21 protein-coding genes are annotated in these 23,368 nt (G+C 63.9%); 17 read left to right on the top strand and 4 right to left on the bottom strand.

Annotation, left to right across the window (positions count from 1 at the left end):
- Positions 1-692: 692 nt before the first annotated feature.
- From DEH80_RS01755 to DEH80_RS01745, 3 genes are read left to right on the top strand one after another with little or no spacing between them, the layout of a single operon-like run.
- Positions 693-1,031, top strand: a complete 339-nt coding sequence (locus tag DEH80_RS01755) for a P-II family nitrogen regulator (RefSeq protein ID WP_109718743.1) — start codon at positions 693-695, stop codon at positions 1,029-1,031.
- A gap of 36 nt (positions 1,032-1,067) precedes the next feature.
- Positions 1,068-1,457 carry a DUF4124 domain-containing protein gene (locus tag DEH80_RS01750; RefSeq protein WP_109718742.1) on the top strand — a complete coding sequence of 130 codons (390 nt, stop codon included), beginning with the start codon at positions 1,068-1,070 and terminating at the stop codon, positions 1,455-1,457.
- Positions 1,454-1,918 carry a DUF4124 domain-containing protein gene (locus DEH80_RS01745; RefSeq protein ID WP_109718741.1) on the top strand — a complete coding sequence of 155 codons (465 nt, stop codon included), beginning with the start codon at positions 1,454-1,456 and terminating at the stop codon, positions 1,916-1,918. Before DEH80_RS01750 ends, DEH80_RS01745 begins: the two co-directional genes overlap by 4 nt.
- On the opposite strand, the gene speE is transcribed toward DEH80_RS01745, so the two are convergent.
- Positions 1,905-2,759: a polyamine aminopropyltransferase gene (speE, locus tag DEH80_RS01740; protein ID WP_109718763.1), complete on the bottom strand. Its 855-nt coding sequence runs from the start codon at positions 2,757-2,759 to the stop codon at positions 1,905-1,907. The two genes, DEH80_RS01745 and speE, sit on opposite strands and share 14 nt — an antisense overlap.
- A gap of 70 nt (positions 2,760-2,829) precedes the next feature.
- Between speE and speA the strand changes: the two genes are divergently transcribed.
- Both speA and DEH80_RS01730 read left to right on the top strand, forming a co-directional pair.
- The gene (speA, locus tag DEH80_RS01735) at positions 2,830-4,752 is read left to right on the top strand and encodes a biosynthetic arginine decarboxylase (RefSeq protein WP_109718740.1); all 1,923 of its coding nucleotides are present in this window, start codon (positions 2,830-2,832) and stop codon (positions 4,750-4,752) included.
- Positions 4,749-5,633 (top strand): NAD(P)-dependent oxidoreductase, encoded by an 885-nt coding sequence (locus DEH80_RS01730; protein WP_109718739.1) that lies wholly within the window; start codon positions 4,749-4,751, stop codon positions 5,631-5,633. Before speA ends, DEH80_RS01730 begins: the two co-directional genes overlap by 4 nt.
- Here DEH80_RS01730 and argH read toward each other — a convergent pair.
- The gene (gene argH / locus DEH80_RS01725) at positions 5,630-7,006 is read right to left on the bottom strand and encodes an argininosuccinate lyase (RefSeq protein ID WP_109718738.1); all 1,377 of its coding nucleotides are present in this window, start codon (positions 7,004-7,006) and stop codon (positions 5,630-5,632) included. The two genes, DEH80_RS01730 and argH, sit on opposite strands and share 4 nt — an antisense overlap.
- A gap of 110 nt (positions 7,007-7,116) precedes the next feature.
- Here argH and DEH80_RS01720 point away from each other — a divergent pair, with 110 nt between their 5' ends.
- The 8 genes from DEH80_RS01720 (at position 7,117) to DEH80_RS01685 (ending at position 13,913) form a co-directional block, all read left to right on the top strand.
- Positions 7,117-8,196, top strand: coding sequence for a sensor histidine kinase (locus DEH80_RS01720; protein ID WP_109718737.1), 1,080 nt, complete (start codon positions 7,117-7,119; stop codon positions 8,194-8,196).
- A complete protein-coding gene (locus tag DEH80_RS01715) occupies positions 8,193-8,960 on the top strand; it encodes a LytR/AlgR family response regulator transcription factor (protein ID WP_109718736.1) in 768 nt (255 codons plus the stop codon). The genes DEH80_RS01720 and DEH80_RS01715 overlap by 4 nt, the downstream gene beginning before the upstream one ends.
- A 51-nt stretch (positions 8,961-9,011) precedes the next feature.
- Positions 9,012-9,935, top strand: a complete 924-nt coding sequence (gene hemC / locus DEH80_RS01710; RefSeq protein ID WP_109718735.1) for a hydroxymethylbilane synthase — start codon at positions 9,012-9,014, stop codon at positions 9,933-9,935.
- The gene (locus DEH80_RS01705) at positions 9,932-10,714 is read left to right on the top strand and encodes a uroporphyrinogen-III synthase (protein WP_109718734.1); all 783 of its coding nucleotides are present in this window, start codon (positions 9,932-9,934) and stop codon (positions 10,712-10,714) included. The genes hemC and DEH80_RS01705 overlap by 4 nt, the downstream gene beginning before the upstream one ends.
- Positions 10,695-11,828 (top strand): uroporphyrinogen-III C-methyltransferase, encoded by a 1,134-nt coding sequence (locus DEH80_RS01700; RefSeq protein WP_109718733.1) that lies wholly within the window; start codon positions 10,695-10,697, stop codon positions 11,826-11,828. Before DEH80_RS01705 ends, DEH80_RS01700 begins: the two co-directional genes overlap by 20 nt.
- Positions 11,825-13,009, top strand: a complete 1,185-nt coding sequence (locus tag DEH80_RS01695; protein ID WP_109718732.1) for a heme biosynthesis protein HemY — start codon at positions 11,825-11,827, stop codon at positions 13,007-13,009. Before DEH80_RS01700 ends, DEH80_RS01695 begins: the two co-directional genes overlap by 4 nt.
- A gap of 73 nt (positions 13,010-13,082) precedes the next feature.
- Entirely contained in the window at positions 13,083-13,382 is a 300-nt protein-coding gene (locus tag DEH80_RS01690; RefSeq protein WP_109718731.1) for an encapsulin-associated ferritin-like protein, read from the top strand.
- A gap of 117 nt (positions 13,383-13,499) precedes the next feature.
- Positions 13,500-13,913, top strand: coding sequence for a DUF1330 domain-containing protein (locus DEH80_RS01685; RefSeq protein ID WP_109718730.1), 414 nt, complete (start codon positions 13,500-13,502; stop codon positions 13,911-13,913).
- Here DEH80_RS01685 and DEH80_RS01680 read toward each other — a convergent pair.
- Positions 13,910-16,405, bottom strand: a complete 2,496-nt coding sequence (locus tag DEH80_RS01680) for an efflux RND transporter permease subunit (protein WP_109718729.1) — start codon at positions 16,403-16,405, stop codon at positions 13,910-13,912. The two genes, DEH80_RS01685 and DEH80_RS01680, sit on opposite strands and share 4 nt — an antisense overlap.
- Before the next feature lie 92 nt (positions 16,406-16,497).
- A complete protein-coding gene (locus DEH80_RS01675; protein WP_207774384.1) occupies positions 16,498-17,544 on the bottom strand; it encodes a CDP-6-deoxy-delta-3,4-glucoseen reductase in 1,047 nt (348 codons plus the stop codon).
- Between the two features lie 83 nt (positions 17,545-17,627).
- On the opposite strand from DEH80_RS01675, the gene DEH80_RS01670 reads away from it, so the two are divergent.
- The 4 genes from DEH80_RS01670 to DEH80_RS01655 all read left to right on the top strand — a co-directional run bounded on the left by DEH80_RS01670 (position 17,628) and on the right by DEH80_RS01655 (position 23,332).
- Complete coding sequence (locus DEH80_RS01670; protein WP_109718728.1) at positions 17,628-18,503, top strand: SDR family oxidoreductase; 876 nt, start codon at positions 17,628-17,630, stop codon at positions 18,501-18,503.
- 99 nt (positions 18,504-18,602) lie between these two features.
- A complete protein-coding gene (locus tag DEH80_RS01665; protein WP_109718727.1) occupies positions 18,603-20,369 on the top strand; it encodes an N-acetylglutaminylglutamine amidotransferase in 1,767 nt (588 codons plus the stop codon).
- Positions 20,370-20,414: 45 nt separating this feature from the next.
- The gene (ngg, locus tag DEH80_RS01660) at positions 20,415-22,184 is read left to right on the top strand and encodes an N-acetylglutaminylglutamine synthetase (RefSeq protein ID WP_109718726.1); all 1,770 of its coding nucleotides are present in this window, start codon (positions 20,415-20,417) and stop codon (positions 22,182-22,184) included.
- A gap of 11 nt (positions 22,185-22,195) precedes the next feature.
- Positions 22,196-23,332, top strand: a complete 1,137-nt coding sequence (locus DEH80_RS01655) for an osmoprotectant NAGGN system M42 family peptidase (protein WP_109718725.1) — start codon at positions 22,196-22,198, stop codon at positions 23,330-23,332.
- The last annotated feature ends 36 nt before the right edge of the window (positions 23,333-23,368 follow it).

Raw genomic sequence — 23,368 nt, 5'->3', positions numbered from 1 at the left:
TGACGAATCCACCGCGACGGCCAAGGCGACGGTGAGCGTGGGCGGGACGGGCAGCAACCCCGGTACGCCCAGCCAGCCGGCGGCTTCCACGGGTGGCGGCTCAGGTGCCCTGGGCGGTTTGTTGCTGCTGCCGCTGCTGGGCTTCGGTCTGGCCCGCCGGCGACGCGTCTAGGCAAAATGGAGCCAGGCGGGCCGTCATCCGGCTGCCCGTCCTGACTTTGAATGGCGCCTCGTCGGGGAGTCCCGGCGGGGCGTTTTTTATGGGCTCCGCAGTTGCTAGGGAAACACTGATCTATTCGCACCGCCGAGTTGCTGCCTGCAAACAGGCCAGGCAAGGCGCGAGGAGCGAAGTTTGGTCATTCCAAATGAACGACGAGCACCGATTCGCCGGGAGCGAATTGAAACCGCCGAAGGCGGGCCCATCGGGGGAGGCGCATGGATGCGCCGACTAACGCAGTCTGGCCTGTTTGCAGGCGCAATCCAGATGGAACGGGCCGGTTTTCCCGCGATCCTGCGTTGTCGTTCGCTGACTTGGAATGACCAAGCGGCACTCACTTCGCCTGGGCTCGCGGGAAAACCGGCTCCGTCTTGGTGGCGCGAATAGGTCAGTGCTTCCCTGGGGCGCGGTGCTACACTGAATCCGAAGCCTGATTCCAGGCCCGCCGAAGTCTCGAGACAAGGAGTCGCTATCCATGAAGATGATCACCGCGATTATCAAACCCTTCCGCCTTGATGATGTCCGACAGGCCCTGTCCGAAGTCGGGGTTCAGGGGATGACGGTCACGGAGGTCAAGGGCTTCGGCCGGCAGAAGGGGCACACCGAGTTGTATCGTGGCGCCGAGTATGTCGTCGACTTTCTGCCCAAGGTTAAGATCGAGATCGCCGTGGATGACGGCATGGTCGATACGGCCGTCGAAGCCATCATGGCCGCCGCCAAGACAGGCCAGATTGGTGATGGCAAGATTTTCGTGCAGCCGGTGGAACAGGTGCTTCGCATCCGCACCGGCGAGCAGGGGGCCGAAGCCGTCTAGGCCTGAGCTTGCGGTTTGCTCTGCAGGCAATGACCCATGGTTAACCGTCTATTGCTCATCCTGTTCGGGCTGATCCTGGGGCTGGGTGTTGCCCAGGCGGCGGTGTATCGCTGGGTGGATGAGCAGGGCCAGGTGCATTACAGCGACAAGCCCCGCGGGCAGAATGCATCACGCCACAACTTCGCCCCCGGCAGTGTGGGGGCAACCGCGGATCGCAGGCGCGCGGCCGAAGCCGAAGCGGCTGATGTGGCCGCCGCCGAGCGTTGTCAGTCGGCCCGCGATCAGCTGCAGCAGTTTGAATCGGCGGCCAGTCTGGTGGAACGCAGTGCCACGGGTGAGGAACGAGAGCTGACGCCGGAGGAACGCGAGCAGCACATCACCCGTGCGCGCGCCAAGGTCGCCGATGCCTGTGAGGAGGCGGAATGATGTCTCGATTCGCCTGCGTCTTTGCATTGGCTTTGATCTGGCCGGTTGTCGCCGATGCGGTCGGCGTGTATCGCTGGGTGGACGCGAACGGTCGCGTGCATTACTCCGATACGCCGGTGACCAGCGCAGAGCGGGTCAATGCGGCCTTGCTCAAGTCCCGCGAAGTGAAGCCGCGGCCGGTCGACCCGGTGCCGCGAGCATTCCGTCAGCAGGTGGCTGTCGAGTGTGAGTTGGCGCGGGATCGCGTGGCCCTGTACACCCGCGCAGCGGAAGTTTTCGAACAGACCGCGACCGGGGTGACCTATCGTCTAACCCCCGAGAAGCAACAAGCCCGATTGGACGAGCTGCGTCATACCCAGCGGCGTGTTTGCCGAGCCGGCGCCGCAGAGCGACTCTGGCAAGCGCAGCAAGCTGCGGCGGCCCAGGGCAAGCCCGCCGCCGGCCTGATCAGCCAGAACTGAGCAGGCGTTTGACCAGCGGCGGCACGGCCAACGCGGCCTGATGGGTCTCCGCCGAGTAGTACTGCAAGGTCTCCGCAAACGGTTTGCAGGCCTCTGGTCGGGGCGCCGGCAAGACCGGGTGGCCCGCGGCGATGGTCGCACTCCACCAGCCGCTGGGATAGATCGGTTGGGGGAAGAACAGCGGTGTGGTCGAGGCAAAACCGGCGTCGCGCATGGCGTCGGCCATTGCCTTGAAAATCGGGCCATGGAGCAGCGGTGATTCCGACTGCTGGATGAACAGGCCATCGTCGGCCAATGCCCGCCGACAATTCTGATAAAACGCGACGTTAAACAGGCCTTCCGCCGGTCCGACCGGGTCGGTGGAGTCGACGATGATCACATCGAGGCTACCCGGTGCCGCATCGCGGATATACGCGATGCCATCATCAAAGGCGATGGTTGCGCGCGGATCGTCATTGGCGCTACACAGTTCGGGAAAATACTGTTCGGACAGACGGGTGACCCGTTCGTCGATGTCGATTTGCGTCGCCGATTCCACTGTCGGGTGGCGCAAAACCTCGCGCAGGGTTCCGCAGTCGCCGCCGCCAATGATGAGCACTCGCTTGGGTGCCGGGTGCGTGGCCAGCACCGGGTGCGACATCATCTCGTGATAGAAGAAGTTGTCACGCGTGCTGACCATGGTGCAGCCGTCAATCACCATCAGGTTGCCCCAGCGCTCCGTTTCGTAGATCTCGATGTGTTGAAACGGGGTCTGTTCTGCATGGACCCGTCGCCCCTTGAGTCCAAAGGCGCTGGCGTTGGCATCATCAACTTCGGTAAACCACTGGTCTGCGTTTAACATCGCGGGTCGCTTATTGGCCGGGCGCGCATTGTAGCGCCCCTTGTTTTTCTCAGACTCTGGATCGGGCTGCATGCCGCACTCAAACTGGACCGTCGACGACAGTCGTCGACTCTATAACCTCGAGACCTGGGGCGACGGCTACTTCGATATTTCCCCGGCCGGCGAACTGCGCGTAGGTGGGGCCGCCGATCGCCGTGTGTCGCTGACCGAGATCGTCGGGGAGCTGGGTGATGCCGGCCTGCGGTTACCCGTGTTGTTGCGCTTTTCAGACGTGCTGCGGGACCGGGTCACCCGGTTATGTCAGGCCTTCGATACGGCCTGTGCCGACCTGGACTACAGCGCCGGTTACACCGCGGTGTATCCAATCAAGGTCAATCAGCAGTACAGCGTCGTGCGCGAGATCGTTGCCTGTGGTGGTGATCGCGTGGGGCTGGAGGCCGGCAGCAAACCCGAGTTGCTGGCCGTGCTGGGCCTGGTCCGGCCGGGCGGCACGGTAATTTGCAACGGGTACAAGGATCCGGAGTACGTGCGTCTGGCATTACAGGGACAGTGCCTGGGTGTGAACGTGACCCTGGTGGTGGAGAAGCTCTCCGAGCTGAACATCATCATGGCCGAGTCACGGGCATTGGGGTTGCGACCGCGAATTGGTCTGCGCGTCCGCCTGGCCACGCTGGGCGCCGGCAACTGGCAGAACACAGGCGGAGAGAAGTCCAAGTTCGGGTTGCCAGCCGGCCAGTTGCTGGACGCGGTCGAGCGATTGCGTCAGGCCGGCATGCTGGATTGCCTGCACCTGATGCATCTGCATCTCGGATCGCAAATTGCCAATGTGCGTGACATCCAACACGGCATGCGCGAGGCCGCGCGTCTTTATGTGGAGCTACGCCAGCTGGGCGCGCCGATCGATTGCGTCGATGTGGGCGGCGGACTCGGGGTGGATTACGAAGGGACACGCTCACGCAGCTTCTGCTCCATGAACTACTCGGTTGATGAGTACGCTCACAATATCGTGCGCGCCCTGGCCGAGCATTGCGCGGCGGCCGAGGTGCCCGCTCCGCACATCATCAGCGAGTCCGGGCGCGCGCTGACCGCCCACCATGCGGTGTTGGTGACATCGGTCGTGGATTCTGACTCGGGGGTACTGCCGGCCCCCGGCGAGCAGGCAGCGGATGCTCCGTTACCACTGGCCGAGCTGTGGCGGGTGCATGACGATCTGGCGAGCATCCCGCCGCTGGAGGCGTACCACGATGTCAGTTACTGCCTCGCAGAGGCCCATGCTGCATTCAACCATGGGCAGCTGACGCTGGCGCAGCGGGCACAGGCCGAGCGATTGGCTTCGGCGATCAACCACCACTTGCTGGGCAGCCTCAGCCCCGAGCTGCCGGCGCATCGCGACGCCCTCAACGACCTGCGCGTGCGCCTGGCGACCAAGTACTTCCTCAACCTATCGGTGTTCCAAAGCCTGCCGGATGTCTGGGGGATCGATCAGGTCTTTCCGATTGTCCCCATCGCACGTTTGGATGAGGCGCCAGAGGAGCGCGTCACGCTTTGCGATCTGACCTGTGACTCCGATGGCCGGATTGATCATTACGTCGAGGCCAGCGGCCTGACCGAGACATTGCCGGCTCACCGTCTGCGCGACGGCGAGACCTATTGCCTAGCGATTGCGATGGTCGGTGCTTATCAGGAAATTCTTGGCGATTTGCATAATCTGTTCGGCGACACCGACACCGTCAATATCGAAGTGGCGGCGGATGGTCACTGGCGGTTTAGCGCGCCGGAACCGGGCGATCGGACCGACGAGTTACTGCAGCTGGTACACCATGCGCCGGATGAGTTGCTGGCGACATATGCCGAGCGTCTGGCCCTGTCTGGCCAGGCGGCCGACGTACAGGCGCGGATGCTGGCGGACTACCGTCATGCCATGCAGGGATATACCTATCTCGACCCGCAGGACCAGCGTCGGCCCGCAGTCAACGAGGAGCGATCCACATGACAGACCCATCACCGCGAACCGGGTTTATCGGGCTTGGCGCCATGGGCGCACCGATGGCCACGCACATTGCCCGCGCGGGCCGGTTGCGAGCTGTTTACAACCGCAGTGCTGCCCGCGCCGAAGCGTTTGCGGCCGAGCATGCGGTGGAAGCCGTGAACCGGGTCGATGCGCTGGCGGCAATCTGCGACATCGTCGTGGTCTGCGTCTCGGCAGATGATGATGTGCGAATGGTCTGCGAGCAGCTGGCCGCCGGTCTGCAGCCGGGCAGCCTAGTGATCGATTGCTCCACCGTGGCACGGGAAACCGCCTGCGCGGTGGGCCAACGACTGGCTGCAGCGGGCATCGGCTTCGTCGATGCACCGGTGTCCGGCGGCACCGAGGGAGCCCGTCAAGGCAGCCTGACGATCATGGCAGGTGGCAGCGAATCCGATCTGCAGCGCGCGCGACCCACGCTTGCATTGATGGGGGCGGCCATTCATCACATGGGCCCTGTTGGTGCCGGTCAGGCAACCAAGGCCGTCAACCAGGTGTTATGTGCGGGTATTAACCGGGCTGTGACCGAGGCGCTGGCCTTTGGCGAGTCGCTGGACTTGCCGATGGCCACGGTCGTCGATGTCGTCGGCAGCGGCGCGGGTGGCAATTGGTTTATCAACCACCGCGGCAAGACGATGTTGCAGCAGCACTACCCGTTGGGTTTCAAGGTGGCATTGCACGCCAAGGACCTCGCGATTTGTTCGGCGATGGCCCAAGCCAGCGGGGCCTCACTGCCGCTCACCGAACAGACCCGCGCCGACTACGCTCGGTTGATGGCGCAGGGTCATGGTGACGAGGACATCTCGGCGCTTTACCGACTGATCCGCCCGGCGGCAGGCGAGGACTAGCTGGCGTTGCGTGCCCGGTTGATGGCCGCGCGGACCTGGTTTGGCGCGGTCCCGCCGATGTGGTCTCGGGCCGCCACTGAACCCTCGACGGTGAGCACGGCGTAGACATCCGGTTTGATCGCCGCGGATTCGGCCTGCAAGTCTTCCAGTGGCAGCTCGGCCAGGTCGCAACCGGCATCGGTTGCCCGGCGCACGCAGCGGCCAACGACCGCATGGGCGTCGCGGAACGGCACGCCATGCATCACCAAATAGTCCGCCAGATCAGTGGCCGTGGCGAAGCCTTGTCCGGCCGCGGCCAAGGCGCGATCAGCGCGGACCTCCAGTGCCCCCACCATGGGGGTGAAGACGCGCAGGCAGGCCAGCACGGTGTCGACCGTGTCGAACAGCGGCTCCTTGTCTTCCTGGTTGTCGCGGTTATAGGCCAGGGGCTGGCCCTTCATCAGCACCAGTAATGCCTGAAGACTGCCAATCACACGGCCGCTCTTGCCGCGGACCAGCTCGGCAATGTCCGGGTTCTTTTTCTGCGGCATGATCGATGAGCCGGTGCAGAACGCGTCCGGTAATTCCACCAGGCCGAATGCGGCACTGGTCCACAGCACCAACTCTTCGCACATCCGCGACAGGTGCACCATCAGCAGGCTGGCGGCCGCACTGTATTCAATCGCGAAATCACGGTCGGAGACGGCATCCAGCGAGTTCTCGCAGACCTGGTCGAATCCCAGCAGTTCGCAGGTGATGCTGCGGTCGATCGGATGCGGAGTGCCGGCCAGTGCGGCGGCGCCCAGCGGCATGCGGTTGGTGCGGCGCCGGCAATCGGCAAAGCGATCGGCGTCGCGCAGGATCATTTCCCGCCAGGCCAGCATGTGGTGGCCGAAGCTCACGGGCTGGGCAACCTGCATATGCGTGTGGCCCGGAAAAATCGTGTCGGCTTCACGCTCGGCGAGTTCGAGCAGCGTATCGGCCAGTTGATCCAGCGCAGCGCCGGTCTGGTCGATGGTGTCGCGCATGAACAATCGCAAGTCGGTTGCGACCTGATCGTTGCGCGAGCGCGCGGTGTGCAGTTTCTTGCCCACATCGCCCACCTGTTCGGTCAGGCGACGCTCGATGTTCATGTGGACGTCTTCCAGCGCCGTATCCCACTCGAACTCGCCAGCGGCGATTTGTTGATCAATGGCCTGCAAGCCGCTGACGATGGCGTCGACCTCGTCGCGGGTCAGTATTTCGCAGCGGCCCAGCATGGTGGCGTGCGCAATTGATCCCTGGATGTCATAGGGAGCCAGGCGGGCATCGAAACTAACCGATTCGGTAAACGCCTCGACCCGGGGGTCAGTGGCCTGCGTGAAGCGGCCGGCCCAGGGCTTGTCTGAACTCATGGTGCGCCGTGTGTTCGCTGAGGGGGAAGGCGGCGCAGTATAGCTTGCGTCGTCAGGCGCGCAGAGGGGCGCGCTTGACCGGCTCGCCCGGCCCTGCCAAGACTGCGTGCATGAACCACCCCGCGACAAGGACCGCACCCGAGCTGCTGCCGGACTTCTGCTCCGGCCCGGTGTTGCTGTCGGTTGCGCTGATCACCCAGCTCGTCGCGGTACTGATCATGTTCGTGACCCAGCCCGTGGGCGCCTTCTTCTGGGAACGGTTCGCCCTGTTGTCGCTTTACTTGCAGTGGAACGGGCTTTGTGGCGCCGCTGTGCTGTGCCAGGCCCGGTCCTGGCTGTCGCGCATGCCGACCTGGTTCGTCCTGTTCGCCAGTTACATTCTGCTGCTGGGCGTCACGGCGCTACTGGCAGAGCTGTCGTGGATGCTCATCGGCGTGCTCGGCTGGTCATCGATGCTGGAAACCGACGGGCGTTGGAGCTTCGTCGTGGGCAGTCTTGGCGTTGCGGCCATCGTCGTGGCCTTTGTGCTGCGCTATTTCTGGGTGCAGCATCAATGGCGACTGGAAGTTCAGGCTCAGGCCGAGTCGCGTTATCTGGCGTTGCAGGCGCGCATCCGGCCGCATTTCTTGTTCAACACCTTGAACACCTTGTCGGCGCTCATCCGAAAAGACCCCCGTCAGGCCGAGTCGCTGGTCGATGACCTGTCCGACTTGTTTCGCGTGAGCTTGGAGAAGCGCCATCGTCTGGTGCCGCTAAGCGAGGAAATCGAGACAGCGCGCTGCTATCTCAACATCGAACAGGTGCGCGTGGGTGAGCGCTTGAAAATCGAGTGGAACATTCCGGAAACCACGCTCAGTGTCCCCGTGCCGGTGCTGTCGCTACAGCCGCTGGTCGAGAACGCAGTGCACCATGGAATCATGCATCGGGACGACGAGGGAACCATCCGAATCTCGACAGAGTTGCAATCCAGTGGCTCGGGAGTGGAGTATCTGATCTTGACCGTGACGAATCCGGTGCCGGATGTGCCGGTGCCCAGTCAGGGGTCGCGCTTGGCGCTGACCAATCTGACCGAGCGGTTGCGTATCGCCTATGAGGGTCGTGCGAGTCTCAAAAGCGAGCGACAGGAACACCAATTCCGCATCGACATGCGACTTCCGGTCGTGAGCGACGTGCGGCAGGGGGTTGCATGAGGCTGGTGATCGTCGACGACGAAACGCTTGCCCGGGAACGGGTTCGGCAACTCGTGTCGGATTTCCCGGGTTGGGAGATTGTCGGAGAGGCCGAGAACGGCCGGAAAGCGCTCGAAGTCATTCGGCAAACCGAGCCCGATGTGGTGCTGCTCGACGTGCGCATGGGCGAGGTCGATGGCCTGCAGGTTGCGCGCAAGCTGGCCGAAGAGGCGACCCCGCCGGCCATTATTTTCACCACCGCATTTGCCGAGCATGCCCTGTCGGCGTTCGAGTCCAGCGCCGTGGCGTATCTGCTTAAGCCGATTCGTGCGGAGAAACTGCGCGAGGCCTTGCAGCGCGCACGCCGGCCCAGTCGAGCGCAGCTGGAAACGGCGTGGTCGCAGCATGCCGAGCCGGCACGGGCGCATGTGGTGGCATCCACGCGGGCAGGACTGGTTCGCGTGCCATCGCGGGACATTCTCTATTTTCTGGCCGACCAGAAGTACGTCACGGTCTATCACCTGCATGGCGAGGTGCTCATCGAGGAATCATTGCGCAAGCTGGAGGATGACTTCGCTCCCTTGTTCGTGCGCATTCATCGTAAGGCCCTGGTCGCCAAGCACTACATCACCGGGTTGGAACGGTCCCGGGAAGGTCACCACTGGGTTCGATTGCAGCATTGCGAAGAACCCCTGCCCGTGAGCCGGCGTCGCCTCGCGGAAGTGCGTCGGGTGCTGTCCGGCGAAGACGAGCAGAATAATCTGGATCAGCTGGACGAAGCCTGAGCGCCGGCGCGGTATCCTCCGCGTCCCCTTGCGTACCGGCGACACCCCATCATGAAGCTCGTCATTGCCACCCGGCAGAGTCCACTGGCCCTCTGGCAGGCCGAACACGTTCGCGATCGCCTACTGGCGCAGCACCCGCAAATGCAGGTGGAACTGCTCAAGTTGACCACCGAAGGTGATCGACGGTTGGATGCGCCGCTGGCGGCATTCGGTGGCAAAGGGCTGTTCATCAAGGAGCTGGAGCAGGCACTGCTGGATGGACGCGCCGATCTTGCCGTTCACTCCATGAAAGATGTGCCGGTGACCCTGCCCGAGGGGTTTGCGCTGGGACCGATACTGCAGCGCGCCGATGTGCGCGATGCCCTGGTTATGCCCCAGGCCGTCACTCTGGATGCCTTGCCGCAGGGGGCGCGAGTCGGCACGGCCAGTCAGCGACGCCAGGCCCAGTTGGCTGCACGACGCCCCGACCTGTCCATCCATCCCGTGCGTGGCAATGTCGGCACGCGCCTGCAGCGACTGGACGAAGGCCGATTCGAGGCGCTGGTGTTGGCGGCCGCCGGGTTGGACCGGTTGGGGTTGTCGGCGCGTATTACCCAGCGACTGGACCCGGCCGACATGCTGCCGGCCGTGGGCCAGGGCGCGGTCGGGATCGAATATCGGGCCGGCGACCATCAAACGGCCGACTGGGTGGCGCCGCTCAACCACTTGGAGACAGCCACCTGCGTCCGTGCTGAACGGGCCCTGAGCCAGGCCTTGGGTGGCGATTGCACGTTACCGCTGGCCGGCTACGCGCAGCTGGACGGTGATCAACTGTCGATGCGGGCTTTCATGGGCATGCCTGATGGCAGTGCCCATGCCCGCTGGCAAGGGCAGGGGTCTGCCTCGGCCCCCGAGGCGCTGGGGGAGGCTGCCGCCCAGGGGCTGCGAGCCGACGGTGCCACGGCGATTCTGGAGCGATTGCGCGCAGAGTCATGAACAACCCGCAGCCCCTGGCAGGCCTGCGCTTGCTGATTCCCCGCGCGCAGGCGCGGGGAGCATCGCTACAGCAGGCGGTGACGGCATTAGGTGGCCAGGCACGTTGCATCGCGGCCTTGCGGTTTGATGCGACCCTGGCACCGATCCGATCGCTTGCGCAGGCCGGTGCGGCACAGGCGGCCGTGTTCACCAGCCAGCCCGCCGTCGAGCACTGGCAGCGACTGGCGACGCCGGCCGATTTGCCCCCCCGTGTGATGGCGGTCGGCGACGCCACCGCAGCCGCATTGCATCGGGCCGGCGTCGACGCCGTGCGGGTGCCCCCGCGGCAAGATGCCGACGGAATACTCGCCGAGCTAGACGCGCATGATTGGCGCGATGTGTTGCTGGTGACCGGCGTCGGCGGGCGCCCCCTGCTGCGACAGGCGTTGGCGCAGCGGGGTCGACTGCGTCTGGCCGAAGTCTATGCGCGGCGACCACATCCCGACCTGACCGACGCGCTGGCCGCACTGGGCGACTGGCCCAATGTCGTGCTGGCATCCAGTGCCGAGACCTATCGCGCGATCATCGAGCATGCACCCGATGACGGCAGGGGGCTTCTGCATTGCCCGGTGGTCGCGCCGAGCGAGCGTGTGATACAACACAGTCGCACCCTGGGGTCCGAGGCGCCTGCCTGGTTAGCCACACCATTTGGCGAGGCGGCCGTGCTAAGCGCACTCAAGGCCAACTGGGTGCGGCCGTCCCCACCAAGCGCGAGAGACGATGACAGAGAGCGCCGCTGACGCTGAGAGCCCGACCCCGAGTCAGGGCTCCGAATTAATGCCTTACACGCCCGGCGAACAGGCGCCGCCCACGCAGCCCGTCAAGACCGGGCGCCCGATCGCCTGGGTTGCGCTGGTGGTTACGCTGCTCAATCTCATTGTCCTGGCATTTGCTGCGGCGCTGACCTGGCAGTTCGGCCTGCCGTACCTCGAACGCTCCGGTGCACGCGTCGACACCATGCGCGAGCGCGTGTCGGATCAGACCCGTGATCTCGAACGCCACGGTGAGCGGCTCGCCAGCCTGGAAGCGTCGCAAGGCGAACTCAAGCAGGGAATGCGACAACGTGATCGCAATCTCGACACCCTGGACCAGCGGGCCGAGACGCTGGAATCGGCCGTGGCCAGCCTGACCACGCGTGTCGAAGGCGGGCGTCGACTGTGGCAGCTCAATGAACTCGAACATCTGCTGCTGATTGCCAATGAGCGGCTGCAACTCTCCCGAGACCTGGATTCGGCCCAAGCGGCGTTGGTGCTGGCCGAAGAGCGGGCTGCGGCCATGAACGATCCTGCACTGTTTGATGCGCGCAATCTCATCGCCAGCGAGATCGCGGCCGTGCGCAATGCTCCGCGTGTCGATCGCCAGTCGATCGCCCTGCGGGTCAGCAGCTTGATTCGTCAGGTTCCGGGGCTGCCGATCGAGCGCAATGTGCCCGATGCCTTCCAGCCGGGCGAGACACGCCCGCCGGTCGAAGGCCCTGTGGCCGATGCCGGGCGACGGGCCTGGAACAAGCTGGTCGAGATTGCGAACAAGATGTTCGTCATCCATCGGACTGAAGAAGCGGTGCATCCGTTGTTGCCGCCCGAGCAGGCCTATTTCCTGCGGCAGAACCTCATTCTTCAACTGGAGACGGCACGGTTGGCCGTGCTGCAGTTGGACGGCGCCAACTACCGGGATGCCGTGAACGAGGCGCGCGCGTGGATCGAGCGCTATTTCGATACGGATGATCGGGCCGTGACGGCAGCCATCGAGCAGCTGGATGCCCTGGCCGGCGAACGGGTTCGTAGCAACCTGCCGGATATTTCGGCCAGCCTGGAGGCCGTGCGTACGGTGATGGAGCGGCGGCGGGCACCATGATGAAGATCCTGCTGCTCGTTCTCGTGTTTGCTGCCGCAGCAGGTGCCGGCGTGTACCTGCTGGACGATAGCGGCTACGTCCTGATCAATATCGGTGATTACATCATCGAGACTTCGGTCGTCACGCTGGTCGTGGTGGCCGTGTTCGGTGGGCTACTGCTGCTGCTCAGCCTGCGGGCCCTGCGCGGGAGCTTGCGGGCGCCTTCGACCATCCGGCGCAGCCTGCGCCAGCGACGCATCGAACGCGCACGCAGTTCGTTTCTGCGTGGTTTGCTGCGCCTTTCGCAGGGCCGGCCAAAAGATGCCGAGGTCGATCTGGTGCGCCATGCGGCACACCACGACTACGCGCTGCTGAATTACCTGGCTGCGGCAGAGGCTGCAGACGCCATCGGCGCGACAGACCGGCGTGATCGCTATCTGGAGCTGGCGTTTGCCACACGCCCCGATGCAGAGCTGTCGGTGCTGCTCAAGCAGGCCGATTTGCAGACGCGGCGCGGCCGACATGCCGAAGCCCTGGCCACGCTGGTCCGCTTGCGTGATCTACACCCACACCACGCGGGTGTGCTCCGGCGGCTGGTCACGGTTTATGAGCAGGCCGGCGATTGGGAGCCGTTGCGCAGCCTGCTGGAGCAGATCGAACGCGACAAGGTCATTCCCGAAGACCGCTGGCAGGCGCTGATGCAGCGCTGCTTGCAGGCGTTGTTGGTTGCCGCCGGAGAACATCGCCGGCTCGATAGCGTCCACGGCGCCTGGGAAACCATTCCGAAGCGTTTTCGCTCCGATGCTGCCATCCGTCGCAGCTATATCCAGCAGCTGGCACGTAGCGGCGCAGACAGCGAAGCCATTGCCTTGATCACCCAGGCCCTGAAGTCCGATTGGGATGGCGAGCTGGTGCTGCTGTTCGGTGAGTTGCGTGCCAGCGATGATGTCAGCCAGCTGGCGACTGTTGAGCAGTGGCTGCGGCAATATGAGGAGCGGCCGGAACTGCTGCTCGTTGCCGGCCGGCTGTGTCTGCGCGGTCGGCTCTGGGGACGGGCGCGTAGCTATCTGGAGGCCAGCCTCACACAGCGCAAGGCGCCCGACACGCTGTTCGCGTTGGCGCGACTGGCTGAGGAAACCAAGGAGCCCGAACGGGCGCGTGGCCTTTATCGCGAAGGCCTGGAACTGGCGCTTGCGGACTGAACGCGTTTGCTGTCAGGCCGGCGTGCTGCGGTACGCTGGCCATATCACGTCATCCACAACCGAGGAATGAGGCATGTCCCACGAGGGCTACCACGAACCTGTCGAGGAACTCAGCGATGAGGTGCGTGACATGCACCGTGCGATCGAATCGCTCATGGAAGAGCTGGAAGCCGTGGACTGGTACAACCAGCGCGTCGCCGCCTGCAAGGATCCCGAGCTCAAGGCGATTCTCGAACACAACCGCGATGAGGAGAAGGAACACGCGGCCATGACGCTGGAGTGGATCCGGCGACGCGACCCCCGGATGGACAAGGAGTTGAAGGACTACCTGTTCACGGACAAGCCGATTGCTCATGGTGACGACGAGCACTAGTGGCTGGTCTGGAATCACATCGCGCACACGCCACCTTCGGGTGGCGTTGTCGTGTTGGGCGAGCGCATGTGAGGATAGCGGCGACTTGATTGCTGATCCGGAGCCGCTGCCGCCACCATGACCCAACGCACGATCGACCCGACACCCGCCGACCTCAAACGCATCGCCAGCGACATCCCGCTGGATACCCCGGTGACCATGCTCAACCTGCTGCGCTTTCGCGAGCAGGCGGCTTACCCCGAGGATTCAGGCCAGCCCGCCTGCTCGGGCCGGGCCGCCTATGCAAGGTATTCGGAGATCGCGATCCGCCATGTCAAAGCCGTGGGCGGCGAGCCGGTGGTCATGGCTGACGTGCTAGGGCGGTTCATCGGGCCCGAAGATGAGGACTGGGACGAAATGCTGCTGGTGCGTTACCCCAGCCTGTCGGCCTTTCTGGACATGGTGGGTAACGCCGACTACCAGGCTGGCGCCGTGCATCGCACGGCGGCCTTGGCCGACGCACGGCTCATCGTCACCCGCACGCCAGACTAGCTGGCGGCCGGCCTCCGGATCGGCTTGATCACGGCGAACAGCAACGGCAGCAAGGTCAGGTTGGCGATGAGCGCCAGCAGCATCGCCAGGCCGGTGAACAGGCCGAAGTACATGATCGGCACGAAGTTCGACAGCGCCAGGATGGAGAAGCCGACGGTGACCGTGATCGAGGTGTAGTAGATCGCCCGGCCCACCGATCCATGGGTGTTGCGCATGGCGGCCCAGTAGTCGCCGCGGGCCGGTCCGTCGCCGGTCACTTCCTCGACGAAGCGGTGGGTGTAGTGGATGGTGTTATCCACGCCAATGCCGATGGTGATGGCGGCGATGGTAATGGTCATGATGTCCAGCGGAATGCCCAGCCAGCCCATCAGGCCGAGGATGCTGGCAGCCGCGAACAGGGTCGGCACCACGCCGATCAGCGCCAGCGGGATCGAGCGGAACAGCACCGCCAGCATGAGCGCAATGACGACGAACACCGTGCCCATGGTCTTGATCTGTGAGTCGAACAGGCTCTGCAACACATTGTTGTAGAGCACCAGCAGACCCGACAGGCGCAGCTGCTCCGGTTGCAGGTCGAACTGTTCGATCAGGTCGCTGCGGATCTTCTTCAGCAGGGCGTCGCGGCGCAAGTTGGAATCCGAATCGATCACCCGGATCGAGAAGCGGATCTGGTTGCCGTCATCCGACATGTACGGGTCGATCAGAATCGACTTGATGTCGGCTGGCAGCCGGTTGTACATGATCGACAGGATGAAATTCGACAACGGCTCGCCGTCATTGAGCTGGGTCATCATGTCCATGGTCGTGGCCAGCGACAGCACCTTGCCTGTCTCGGGCAGGCTGTCGAGATAGTCATGAATGGCCTGGACGGTTTCCAGCTCGTAGCTGTTGTACCAGTAGCTGTCGGCCGACAGCCCGCCGCTGCCCAGCGCATCGCCGAATTCCTCGGCAAAGGCCGCCTGTTCGTCGAGGAAGTCCTGCGGGGCGTTGATGATGATGTCCAGTGGCGTGGTGCCACCCAGCTTCTTATCGATCTTCACCATGCCCTGGTAAATCTCGGTCGACGGCTTGAAGTAGTCGATGAAGCGGTTCTCCACGCCCAGCCGGGTAATGCCGATGACGGCCGCGATGAGCACGGTGGCGTAGATCGCCAACGTCACGCCGCCGAATCGCTCGATGGTGCCGGCAAAACCCTGGGTGATACGCGCGGTGACATCGGTTTGGCCGATTGAGGGCGTGCCGGGCTTGAGCGGCGTGAGCGCCGCCGGGTACAGCAGGAAGGTGAACAGGAACGCCAGCGCGACACCGCAGACCATCATCAAACCAAAATCGATGACCGGCCGGATATCGGCAATGATCAGCGAGGCGAACGACACAATGGTCGTGAGCGTCGTGAAGATCGACGGAGCCAGCTTGCTGCGCAGCGTCTCGGTCACCAGCCAGCGCTGGCTCGCGTCCGGATGCTCGGCATGCAGTTCCAGATGCCGCACCACCAGGTGAACGGTGAGCGACAGCGTGATGATGAGCGTTAGCGCGGTGAAGTTCGACGACACCACGGTCACCGGCCATTCCATGAAGCCCAGCAGGCCCACCATGGACAGCACCACAACCGTGCAGATGGTGGCCGGCAACACCACCCAGCGCAGCCGGCGGAAGGCCAGCGCCAGCAACAGAATCAGCAGCACGCCGACCACGCCACTGAACAGCTCGATGTCGGAGCGGACAAAATCGATCATGTCCGAAGCGATCATCGGCACGCCGCCGAGGAACAGTTCGGCGTCGTCGCGATAGCCGTCCATGATCTGGCGGATCGTCTCGATGCCGTCGGTGATCGCGGCCTGCCGTTGGGCCGAGAGCGTGTCATAACGTGCAGACACCGCTTCGAGCCGGGCCGCCTGTTCCGCACTCAAGGTTTCGTTGGCGGCCAGGCGGCGTAGTTCATTGCGCTCATCGAGTAGCTGCGCGAGTTCCGGGGTCGGCGTCAGCGTGCCTTGGATGGCCGTGGTCGAGCCATCCGGGCTGACGAGCAGGTTTCGGTAGAGCGGGCTATTGACGAACTCCTCGCGTGCCATCTCGCGATTGGTGCCGGGATCCAGCAGCGTGCGCGTGCCCTGGGCGACCTCGGCCAATCCCATCGGCGGGCTTTGGATGAGCGGCACATCCAGGATGCTGGTGACCGAAGCAATGATGTCGACGTCCAGCAGCTCCTGTTTGAGGCTTTGCAGGCGCGCCAGCGTGTCATCGGAGAACAGATCACCGTCCGGTGTGTAGGTGACGACGATGAATTCTTCGGAGCCGTAGCGATCGGTGACCGTGCGGTAATAGGCGAGATCGTCATCGCTCTCCAGGACCAAGGAGTCCGAGGAGGCATCCAGCCGGAATTCGGGGGCATGCACCAGCGCCAGGCCGAAGAGCAACGCCACCAGCAGCGCGGCGACAAGAGGATGCCCGACCGTCGCGCGGACATAGGCTGAGAACAGAGACTGACGCATGTGATGATTTCCCAGAGTGGGTCGTCCAATGACCGACGCAATAATCGGATGTTAACGGCGCCGCTGCATCACGGCGACCGCAGGCAGGCGAATTAGCGCGCCGCGCCGGGGCGCTCGTCCTCGGGCCAGGTGACAAACGCGTACTCGAAGGCGTCGTAGAACGTCCGCTCCGGGCGCAGGCCACAGTCGGCCAGATCCCGCTTGGCGGATTCCACCAGCACGGGTGGGCCGCTGAGGTACACATCGCAGCCGCTGCAGTCCGGAAAGTCGCGGACGACCTGCTCATGCACGAAACCGGTCGCACCCGTCCAGCCATCGCCATCGGCCGGCTCCGACAGCACCGGCGTGTAATGCAGGTTCGGATAATCCCGGCCCCATTGTTCGGCCAGCTCGTGCTCGTACAGGTCATGGCTGGCACGTGCGCCCCAATACAGGTGCAGCGGCCGCGTTTCACCACGGGCCAGCGCGTCCATCAGCATGGCGCGTATCGGCGCGAAGCCGGTGCCGCCGGCGATGAAGATGGCCGGTCGCTCGGGCGCATCGCGCAGATAAAACCCGCCCAGTGGTCCCTGGATACGCAGCACCGCGCAGTCGGGCATCTCGTTGATGACGTAACTCACGAAGCTCCCGCCTGGCACATGGCGTAGCTGCATTTCGATGCGATTGTCAGCGCTGGGCGGACTGGCAATGGAAAAACTGCGCCGACGACCGTCGCGCAGCAGGATGTCGACATACTGACCCGGCAGATAGTCGAAGGGCCGCGCCTTGGGCAGTTGCAGCACCAGATGCACCACGTCGTGCGAGATGCGCTCCTTGACGTCGACCCGAGCCGGTACGCTGCGCACTTTGTGCCGGCCATCGCGAGCCAGGAGCTGCACGTCGACGGTCAGGTCGCTGCGCGCCTCGGCCTGGCAGAGCAGGGCCAGGCCCGCATCCCGTTCGGAGTTTGAAAGTGCGCGTGGGTCATGCACATGCTCTACGGTGCCCTCGACGACCCGGGCCCTGCAGGCGCCGCAGCCGCCGGTCTTGCAGCCGTAGGGCACGGGCAGGCCCAGACGCAGCGCGGCGTCGAGCACCGACTCGCCGTCTTCAACGGTAAACTCGATATCACTATTGGCGATGGAAACCTGATGGGGCACAACGTCTTCCGCCTGAATCAACCCGCGATGTTAGCGGACCATCCAGAGGCCCGCCCAAGTGCGTACGTCACGCGGGGTCTGGGATGAGCCTGCTGATTATCGGATGTGGCGATACCGGGCGACGTGTGGCGATGCTCGCCCAGGCAGCGGGTCAGCACTGCGTGGGGATTGTCCGCACCGCCGAGTCGGCGCGGCGTTTGGCGGCTGATGGATTGGAAGCACGGATTCTCGACCTCGACGGCGATGTCGCGACGCTGCCGATGGCCGATCGCGTGCTGATCTGCGCGCCTCCGCCGAGACAGGGCGAGCAGGATACGCGTCTTCAACGCGTGTTGGCCGCGCTGCAGCGGCCGCTCCAGCGGCTTGTATACATCAGCACATCGGGTGTTTATGGCGATCATGGCGGCGCCTGGGTCGATGAGACCGCCGAACTGCGGCCGACCACCCCGCGCGCACTGCGACGGGCCGATGCCGAACGACAGCTGCAGGTCTGGTCGGAACAGACCGGGGTCTCGGTGTGTCGCCTGCGGGTGCCGGGCATCTACGGACCCGGACGCCTGCCGGTCCAGCGCCTGCAGCGTGGCCTGCCCGTGATCCGCCCGGCTGAAGCGCCGTGGAGCAATCGGATTCATGTTGAGGATCTGGCTCGCGTCTGCTGGTTGGCCCTGACAGCCGAGCGGATCGAGCCGGTCTACAACGTCAGCGATGGCCAGCCGTCGACCATGACCGAGTATTTCCTGACCTGCGCCCGCCTGCTGAATCTGCCTGAACCGCCGCAAATCCCCTTGGCGCAGGCTGAACAAAGCCTGGGCGCGCAGGCCGCCTCGTTCGTGCGCGAATCCCGTCGTCTGCGGACGCAGCGGTTGCGCGAAGGCCTTGGATTTGAACCGATTTATCCGGATTTAGTGGATGGTGTCACCGCGAGTCTCGGCGACGATTCCAGGCAAAAAAATCTTTAAAATCAATGCCCTGAATTTGAGTCACTGCCGGGGCTTGGCTATGCTTTGGGGCCACTTACGCAAGACGACCCATCGGTCGTCAACGTCAAAGGAGCCTCTATGTGCGGACTGTGCGGTGAGATTCGATTCGATCACCGGCAGCCGGACCTGGGTGCGGTGCGTGCCATGGCCGATGCCATGGAACCACGAGGACCGGACGCCGGTGGCGTCTGGTCACAAGGCCCCGTCGCGCTTGGGCACCGTCGTCTGAAAATCATCGATTTATCGGATGCCAGCCAGCAGCCGATGATCGACGCCCAGCTGGGACTCGCCGGCGTTTACAACGGCGCCATCTACAACTTCCGCGAACTGCGCGCAGAACTGGAGGCCAAGGGTTACCGGTTCTTCTCGCAGGGTGATACCGAAGTTCTGCTCAAGGCTTACCACGCCTGGGGGCCGGATTTCGTGCAACGGCTCAATGGCATGTTTGCCGTGGTCATCGTCTCGCGTGAGACCGGCGAGGTGTTCGTCGCCCGAGACCGTTTGGGGATCAAGCCGCTGTACTACGCCGAAGTCGACGGCGGCCTGCGCTTCGCGTCCTCGTTGCCAGCACTGGTTGCCGGTGGCGGCATCAGCCGGGATCTGGACCCGGTCGCGTTGCATCACTACATGAGCTTCCATGCCGTGGTGCCGGCCCCACACACCATGCTCCAGCAGGTCCGCAAACTGCCGCCGGCGCATAGCATGCGCATCCACCCGGACGGCCGTCGTGACATGCAGGAATACTGGCGGCCGTATTTCGGCACGCCAGAAGCCGATCGCAATCTCAGTTTCGATGACTGGAAGGATCGCGTTCATGCCAGCCTGCGCCAGGCGGTTGATCGCCGTCTGGTGGCCGATGTGCCCGTGGGCGTGCTCTTGTCCGGCGGCCTGGATTCCAGCCTGATCGTCGGCCTGCTAGACGAAGCCGGTCAGACCGGCTTGCAGACTTTCTCCGTGGGCTTCGAAAGCGTCGGCGACATGGAGGGTGACGAGTTCAAATACTCCAAGATCATCGCCGACCGCTTCCAAACCGAACATCACAAGCTGTTTATCGAATCCGACCGCATGCTGCGTGAGCTGCCCAATGCTGTGGCGGCCATGTCGGAGCCCATGGTCAGCCATGATGTCGTCGGCTTTTACCTGCTGTCGCAGGCGGTGTCCCAGCACGTCAAGGTGGTGCAAAGCGGGCAGGGTGCTGATGAGGTGTTCGCCGGCTATCACTGGTACCCGCCGATGCTGGAGTCCACCGATCCGGTGGGCGACTACGCGCGTGTCTTCTTCGACCGCGACCAGGCCGGCATGGCCCGTGCGCTGAATCCGCAGTGGTTGGGCGACGACCACAGCCGCGCCTTTGTCGAGGCGCATTTTGCCCGGACGGGTGCCACGCGCCCCATTGATCAAACCCTGCGCATCGACACCCAGATCATGCTCGTCGATGACCCCGTCAAACGCGTGGACAACATGACCATGGCCTGGGGCTTGGAGGCACGCGTGCCCTTCCTAGATCACGAGTTGGTGGAGCTGGCCGCGCAGGTGCCGGCCGAGCACAAGGTGCCGGGCAAGCACATTCTCAAGGAGATCGCCCGCGAGGTGATTCCCCATGAGGTCATCGACCGACCCAAGGGCTATTTCCCGGTGCCGGCGCTCAAGTACATCCGGGGGCCGGTCAAGGACATGGTGCAGGATATTCTGAGCCAGCCGGCAGCCCGAGAACGCGCGCTGTTCCGGCAGGATTATCTCGATACCCTGTTCAAGTCGCCGGAGGATCACATCACGCCGTTGGGCGGGTCCGAACTCTGGCAATGCGCCCTGCTCGAATTCTGGCTGCAGTCACATAACCTGTAACAGGTCTGCTGTTCCATTCTCGATCCTGAATCTCGGAGGCTATCCATGTCGGATCGAAAGCGCGTAGGACACCGGTTCGACCGGTCCAGAGCCCCTTCGCTGCAATGGGGCGGGCAGCGACGCGGCCCGGACGGCGAAATCCCCAAGGACGGCATCATCCTGGACTGCGGCTGGGGACGGCTGGTTTTCGCGCACACCTTTAGTGAACCGGCCGATGTCGCGCAGGCCCTGCGTGAAGAGCGGACCGGGCGGCGTGATATCGCCTTCTACATCCGCGATCCGCACGTCGTGCTGGCCTATGCGCCGCAGGAGCTGTTTCTCGATCCGTCGCACACCTTCCGGCTGTGGCTGAATCATGTGCCGCGTCAGCCCGCCAGCCCGCGCGGGTTCATCGTGCGCCAGATGACGACCTCGGCCGATGCCGAAGGCATTCTGCGGCTGTACAAGCAGCGGCGCATGGTGCCGACACCACCGGATTTCCTATGGGACAACCGCAAGAACCGGCGGTTGGTGTACCTGGTGGCGGAGGAGGTCGGAACCGGGCGCATCGTCGGCACGGCTACAGGCGTCGACCATAGCGAGGCCTTCGATGACCCCGAGAACGGCTCCAGCCTCTGGTGCCTGGCCGTTGATCGGGATTGTCAGATGCCCGGCGTGGGCCAGGCCGTGGTCCTGCAGTTGGCCCAAACCTTTCTGGCGCGTGGCCGGGCCTATATGGACCTGTCCGTGCTGCACGACAACACCCAGGCCATTGGTCTGTATGAAAAGTTGGGGTTCCAGCGCGTGCCGGTGTTCACCGTCAAGCGCAAGAATCCCATCAACCATGCGCTGTTCATCGGGCCCGATGATGAGGACCGGCTCAACCCCTACGCCAGCATCATTACCACCGAAGCCAAGCGTCGCGGGATTCGGGTCAAGATCATCGATGCCGACGAGGCCTATTTCAGCCTGTCTCATGGCGGGCGGCAGATTGTTTGCAGGGAGTCGCTGAGCGACCTGACCACGGCCATTGCCATGAGTCGCTGCGACAACAAGCGCGTGACGTCACGGTTGCTGCGTGATGCCGGGCTCGAGGTGCCTCTGCAGCAGGTGGCGGGAGACCCCGCCGAGAATGCCGCGTTTCTGGCCGAGCATGGCTCGGTGGTCGTCAAGCCCGCGCGGGGTGAGCAGGGTGCCGGCATCTCTGTGGATGTGCGTGACCCCCAGGTGCTTCGGGCCGCCGTGAAGGAAGCGCGCACGATCTGTGAAACCGTGCTGCTGGAAACCTTCCACAGCGGAGATGACCTGCGGATTATCGTGATCGACCATCGCGTGGTCGCCGCGGCCCTGCGTAAGCCGCCGGTGATTCGCGGGACGGGGCAGCACACGGTCACCCAACTCATCGACAAACTGTCCCGCCGGCGGGCCGCCGCCACCGAGGGCGAAAGCCGTATCCCGATGGACGCCGAGACCCGTCGCTGTGTCGAACATGCGGGACTGACCATGGACTCGGTGCTTGAAGCCGGCGAGCGTCTGACCGTTCGCAAGACGGCCAATTTACACACTGGCGGTACGCTGCATGATGTGACCGACCAGTTGTCCGCACATCTGCGAGATGTTGCGATTACCGCCAGCCGTGCGCTCGATATTCCCGTCGTAGGGCTTGATCTGCTTGTCCCGCGCCCCGAGGGAGAGGACTACGTCATCATTGAGGCCAACGAGCGACCCGGGCTGGCCAATCATGAGCCACAGCCCACCGCGCAGCGGTTCGTGGATCTGCTCTTTCCCGAAACAGCGGAATCCGCGCGCCAGTTGCACGCACACCAAGCTTCCTGAAGGACCGAATAGTGAAACGACTTCCGATCGACAACGAGTATCTGCGCGACCACCTGCTCACGTTGCTCAACATCCCTAGTCCCACCGGCTTCACCGACGAGATCACGACCTACGTGGGCAAGGAATTGGAACGTCTCGGCGTGCCGCTGGAATTGACCCGACGCGGCGCCATTCGCGCGACGATTTCCGGCGATGTCAGCAGCCCTGACCGCGCCGTCGTCGTGCACCTGGACACCATCGGCGCGATGGTGCGTGCGTTCAAGGACAACGGCCGGCTCGAGGTCACGCCAATCGGCACCTGGTCCGCGCGCTTCGCCGAAGGCGCACGTTGCTCCATCCTGCTTGACGATGGTCGTCAGCTACGCGGAACCATCCTGCCGCTCAAGGCCTCCGGCCATACCTTCAACGAAGAAGTGGACACCCAGGCCACCAGTTGGGACAACCTCGAACTACGGGTCGACGAGTTCGCTTACAGCGAAGCCGATTTACGCAAGCTGGGTATCCAGATCGGTAATTTCTTGTCCATTGACCCGAACCCGGAGATTTCCGAATCCGGTTTCATCAATTCCCGGCACCTGGATGACAAGGCCGGAGTGGCCGCATTGCTGGCGGCCACCAAGGCCATCGTCGAATCCGGCATTCGTCCGCCGGTGGACTGCCATCTGCTGTTCACCATCTCAGAAGAGGTGGGTTACGGCGCTTCTGCCGTGTTGCACCAGGATGTGGCGGAGATGGTGACCATCGACAATGCCACGCCGGCGCCGGGGCAGAACTCCAAGGAAACCGGCGTGACCATCGCGATCAAGGATCAGGTCGGTCCGTTCGACTATCACCTGACGCGCAAGCTCACCGAGATCTGCGAGGAGCACGAGGTGCGTTACCAGCGCGATGTCTTCCGCTACTACCGGTCGGACTCGGCCTCAGCAATCGAAGCGGGTAACGATATTCGCACCGCGCTGCTGTGCTTCGGCGTGGACGCCTCGCATGGTTACGAACGCACGCATTTGCATTCCTTGCGCTCGCTGGCAGAACTGCTGGCGCTGTACATTCAGAGCCGGCCCACATTTCTTCGCGACCGCGAGGAGCTGGCTCCGCTCGAGGGCTTTCCCGAGCAGACGCTGGAGCAGGACGAGGGCGAGGCGAATTAGGCAAACACAACAACCACACCGTGGGGGTGGCGCAGC

Source organism: Abyssibacter profundi (assembly GCF_003151135.1).
Classification (GTDB): domain Bacteria; phylum Pseudomonadota; class Gammaproteobacteria; order Nevskiales; family OUC007; genus Abyssibacter; species Abyssibacter profundi.
The sequence above is the reverse complement of the archived record's forward strand: the minus strand, read 5'-3'. Positions and strand labels throughout refer to the sequence as shown.

Excerpts from the sequence above, each read along its gene's own strand:
- DEH80_RS01755 (WP_109718743.1), top strand. The coding sequence starts at position 693 with ATGAAGATGATCACCGCGATTATCAAACCCTTCCGCCTTGATGATGTC.
- DEH80_RS01750 (WP_109718742.1), top strand. The coding sequence starts at position 1,068 with ATGGTTAACCGTCTATTGCTCATCCTGTTCGGGCTGATCCTGGGGCTG.
- DEH80_RS01745 (WP_109718741.1), top strand. The coding sequence starts at position 1,454 with ATGATGTCTCGATTCGCCTGCGTCTTTGCATTGGCTTTGATCTGGCCG.
- speE (WP_109718763.1), bottom strand. The coding sequence starts at position 2,759 with ATGTTAAACGCAGACCAGTGGTTTACCGAAGTTGATGATGCCAACGCC.
- speA (WP_109718740.1), top strand. The coding sequence starts at position 2,830 with ATGCCGCACTCAAACTGGACCGTCGACGACAGTCGTCGACTCTATAAC.
- DEH80_RS01730 (WP_109718739.1), top strand. The coding sequence starts at position 4,749 with ATGACAGACCCATCACCGCGAACCGGGTTTATCGGGCTTGGCGCCATG.
- argH (WP_109718738.1), bottom strand. The coding sequence starts at position 7,006 with ATGAGTTCAGACAAGCCCTGGGCCGGCCGCTTCACGCAGGCCACTGAC.
- DEH80_RS01720 (WP_109718737.1), top strand. The coding sequence starts at position 7,117 with ATGAACCACCCCGCGACAAGGACCGCACCCGAGCTGCTGCCGGACTTC.
- DEH80_RS01715 (WP_109718736.1), top strand. The coding sequence starts at position 8,193 with ATGAGGCTGGTGATCGTCGACGACGAAACGCTTGCCCGGGAACGGGTT.
- hemC (WP_109718735.1), top strand. The coding sequence starts at position 9,012 with ATGAAGCTCGTCATTGCCACCCGGCAGAGTCCACTGGCCCTCTGGCAG.
- DEH80_RS01705 (WP_109718734.1), top strand. The coding sequence starts at position 9,932 with ATGAACAACCCGCAGCCCCTGGCAGGCCTGCGCTTGCTGATTCCCCGC.
- DEH80_RS01700 (WP_109718733.1), top strand. The coding sequence starts at position 10,695 with ATGACAGAGAGCGCCGCTGACGCTGAGAGCCCGACCCCGAGTCAGGGC.
- DEH80_RS01695 (WP_109718732.1), top strand. The coding sequence starts at position 11,825 with ATGATGAAGATCCTGCTGCTCGTTCTCGTGTTTGCTGCCGCAGCAGGT.
- DEH80_RS01690 (WP_109718731.1), top strand. The coding sequence starts at position 13,083 with ATGTCCCACGAGGGCTACCACGAACCTGTCGAGGAACTCAGCGATGAG.
- DEH80_RS01685 (WP_109718730.1), top strand. The coding sequence starts at position 13,500 with ATGACCCAACGCACGATCGACCCGACACCCGCCGACCTCAAACGCATC.
- DEH80_RS01680 (WP_109718729.1), bottom strand. The coding sequence starts at position 16,405 with ATGCGTCAGTCTCTGTTCTCAGCCTATGTCCGCGCGACGGTCGGGCAT.
- DEH80_RS01670 (WP_109718728.1), top strand. The coding sequence starts at position 17,628 with ATGAGCCTGCTGATTATCGGATGTGGCGATACCGGGCGACGTGTGGCG.
- DEH80_RS01665 (WP_109718727.1), top strand. The coding sequence starts at position 18,603 with ATGTGCGGACTGTGCGGTGAGATTCGATTCGATCACCGGCAGCCGGAC.
- ngg (WP_109718726.1), top strand. The coding sequence starts at position 20,415 with ATGTCGGATCGAAAGCGCGTAGGACACCGGTTCGACCGGTCCAGAGCC.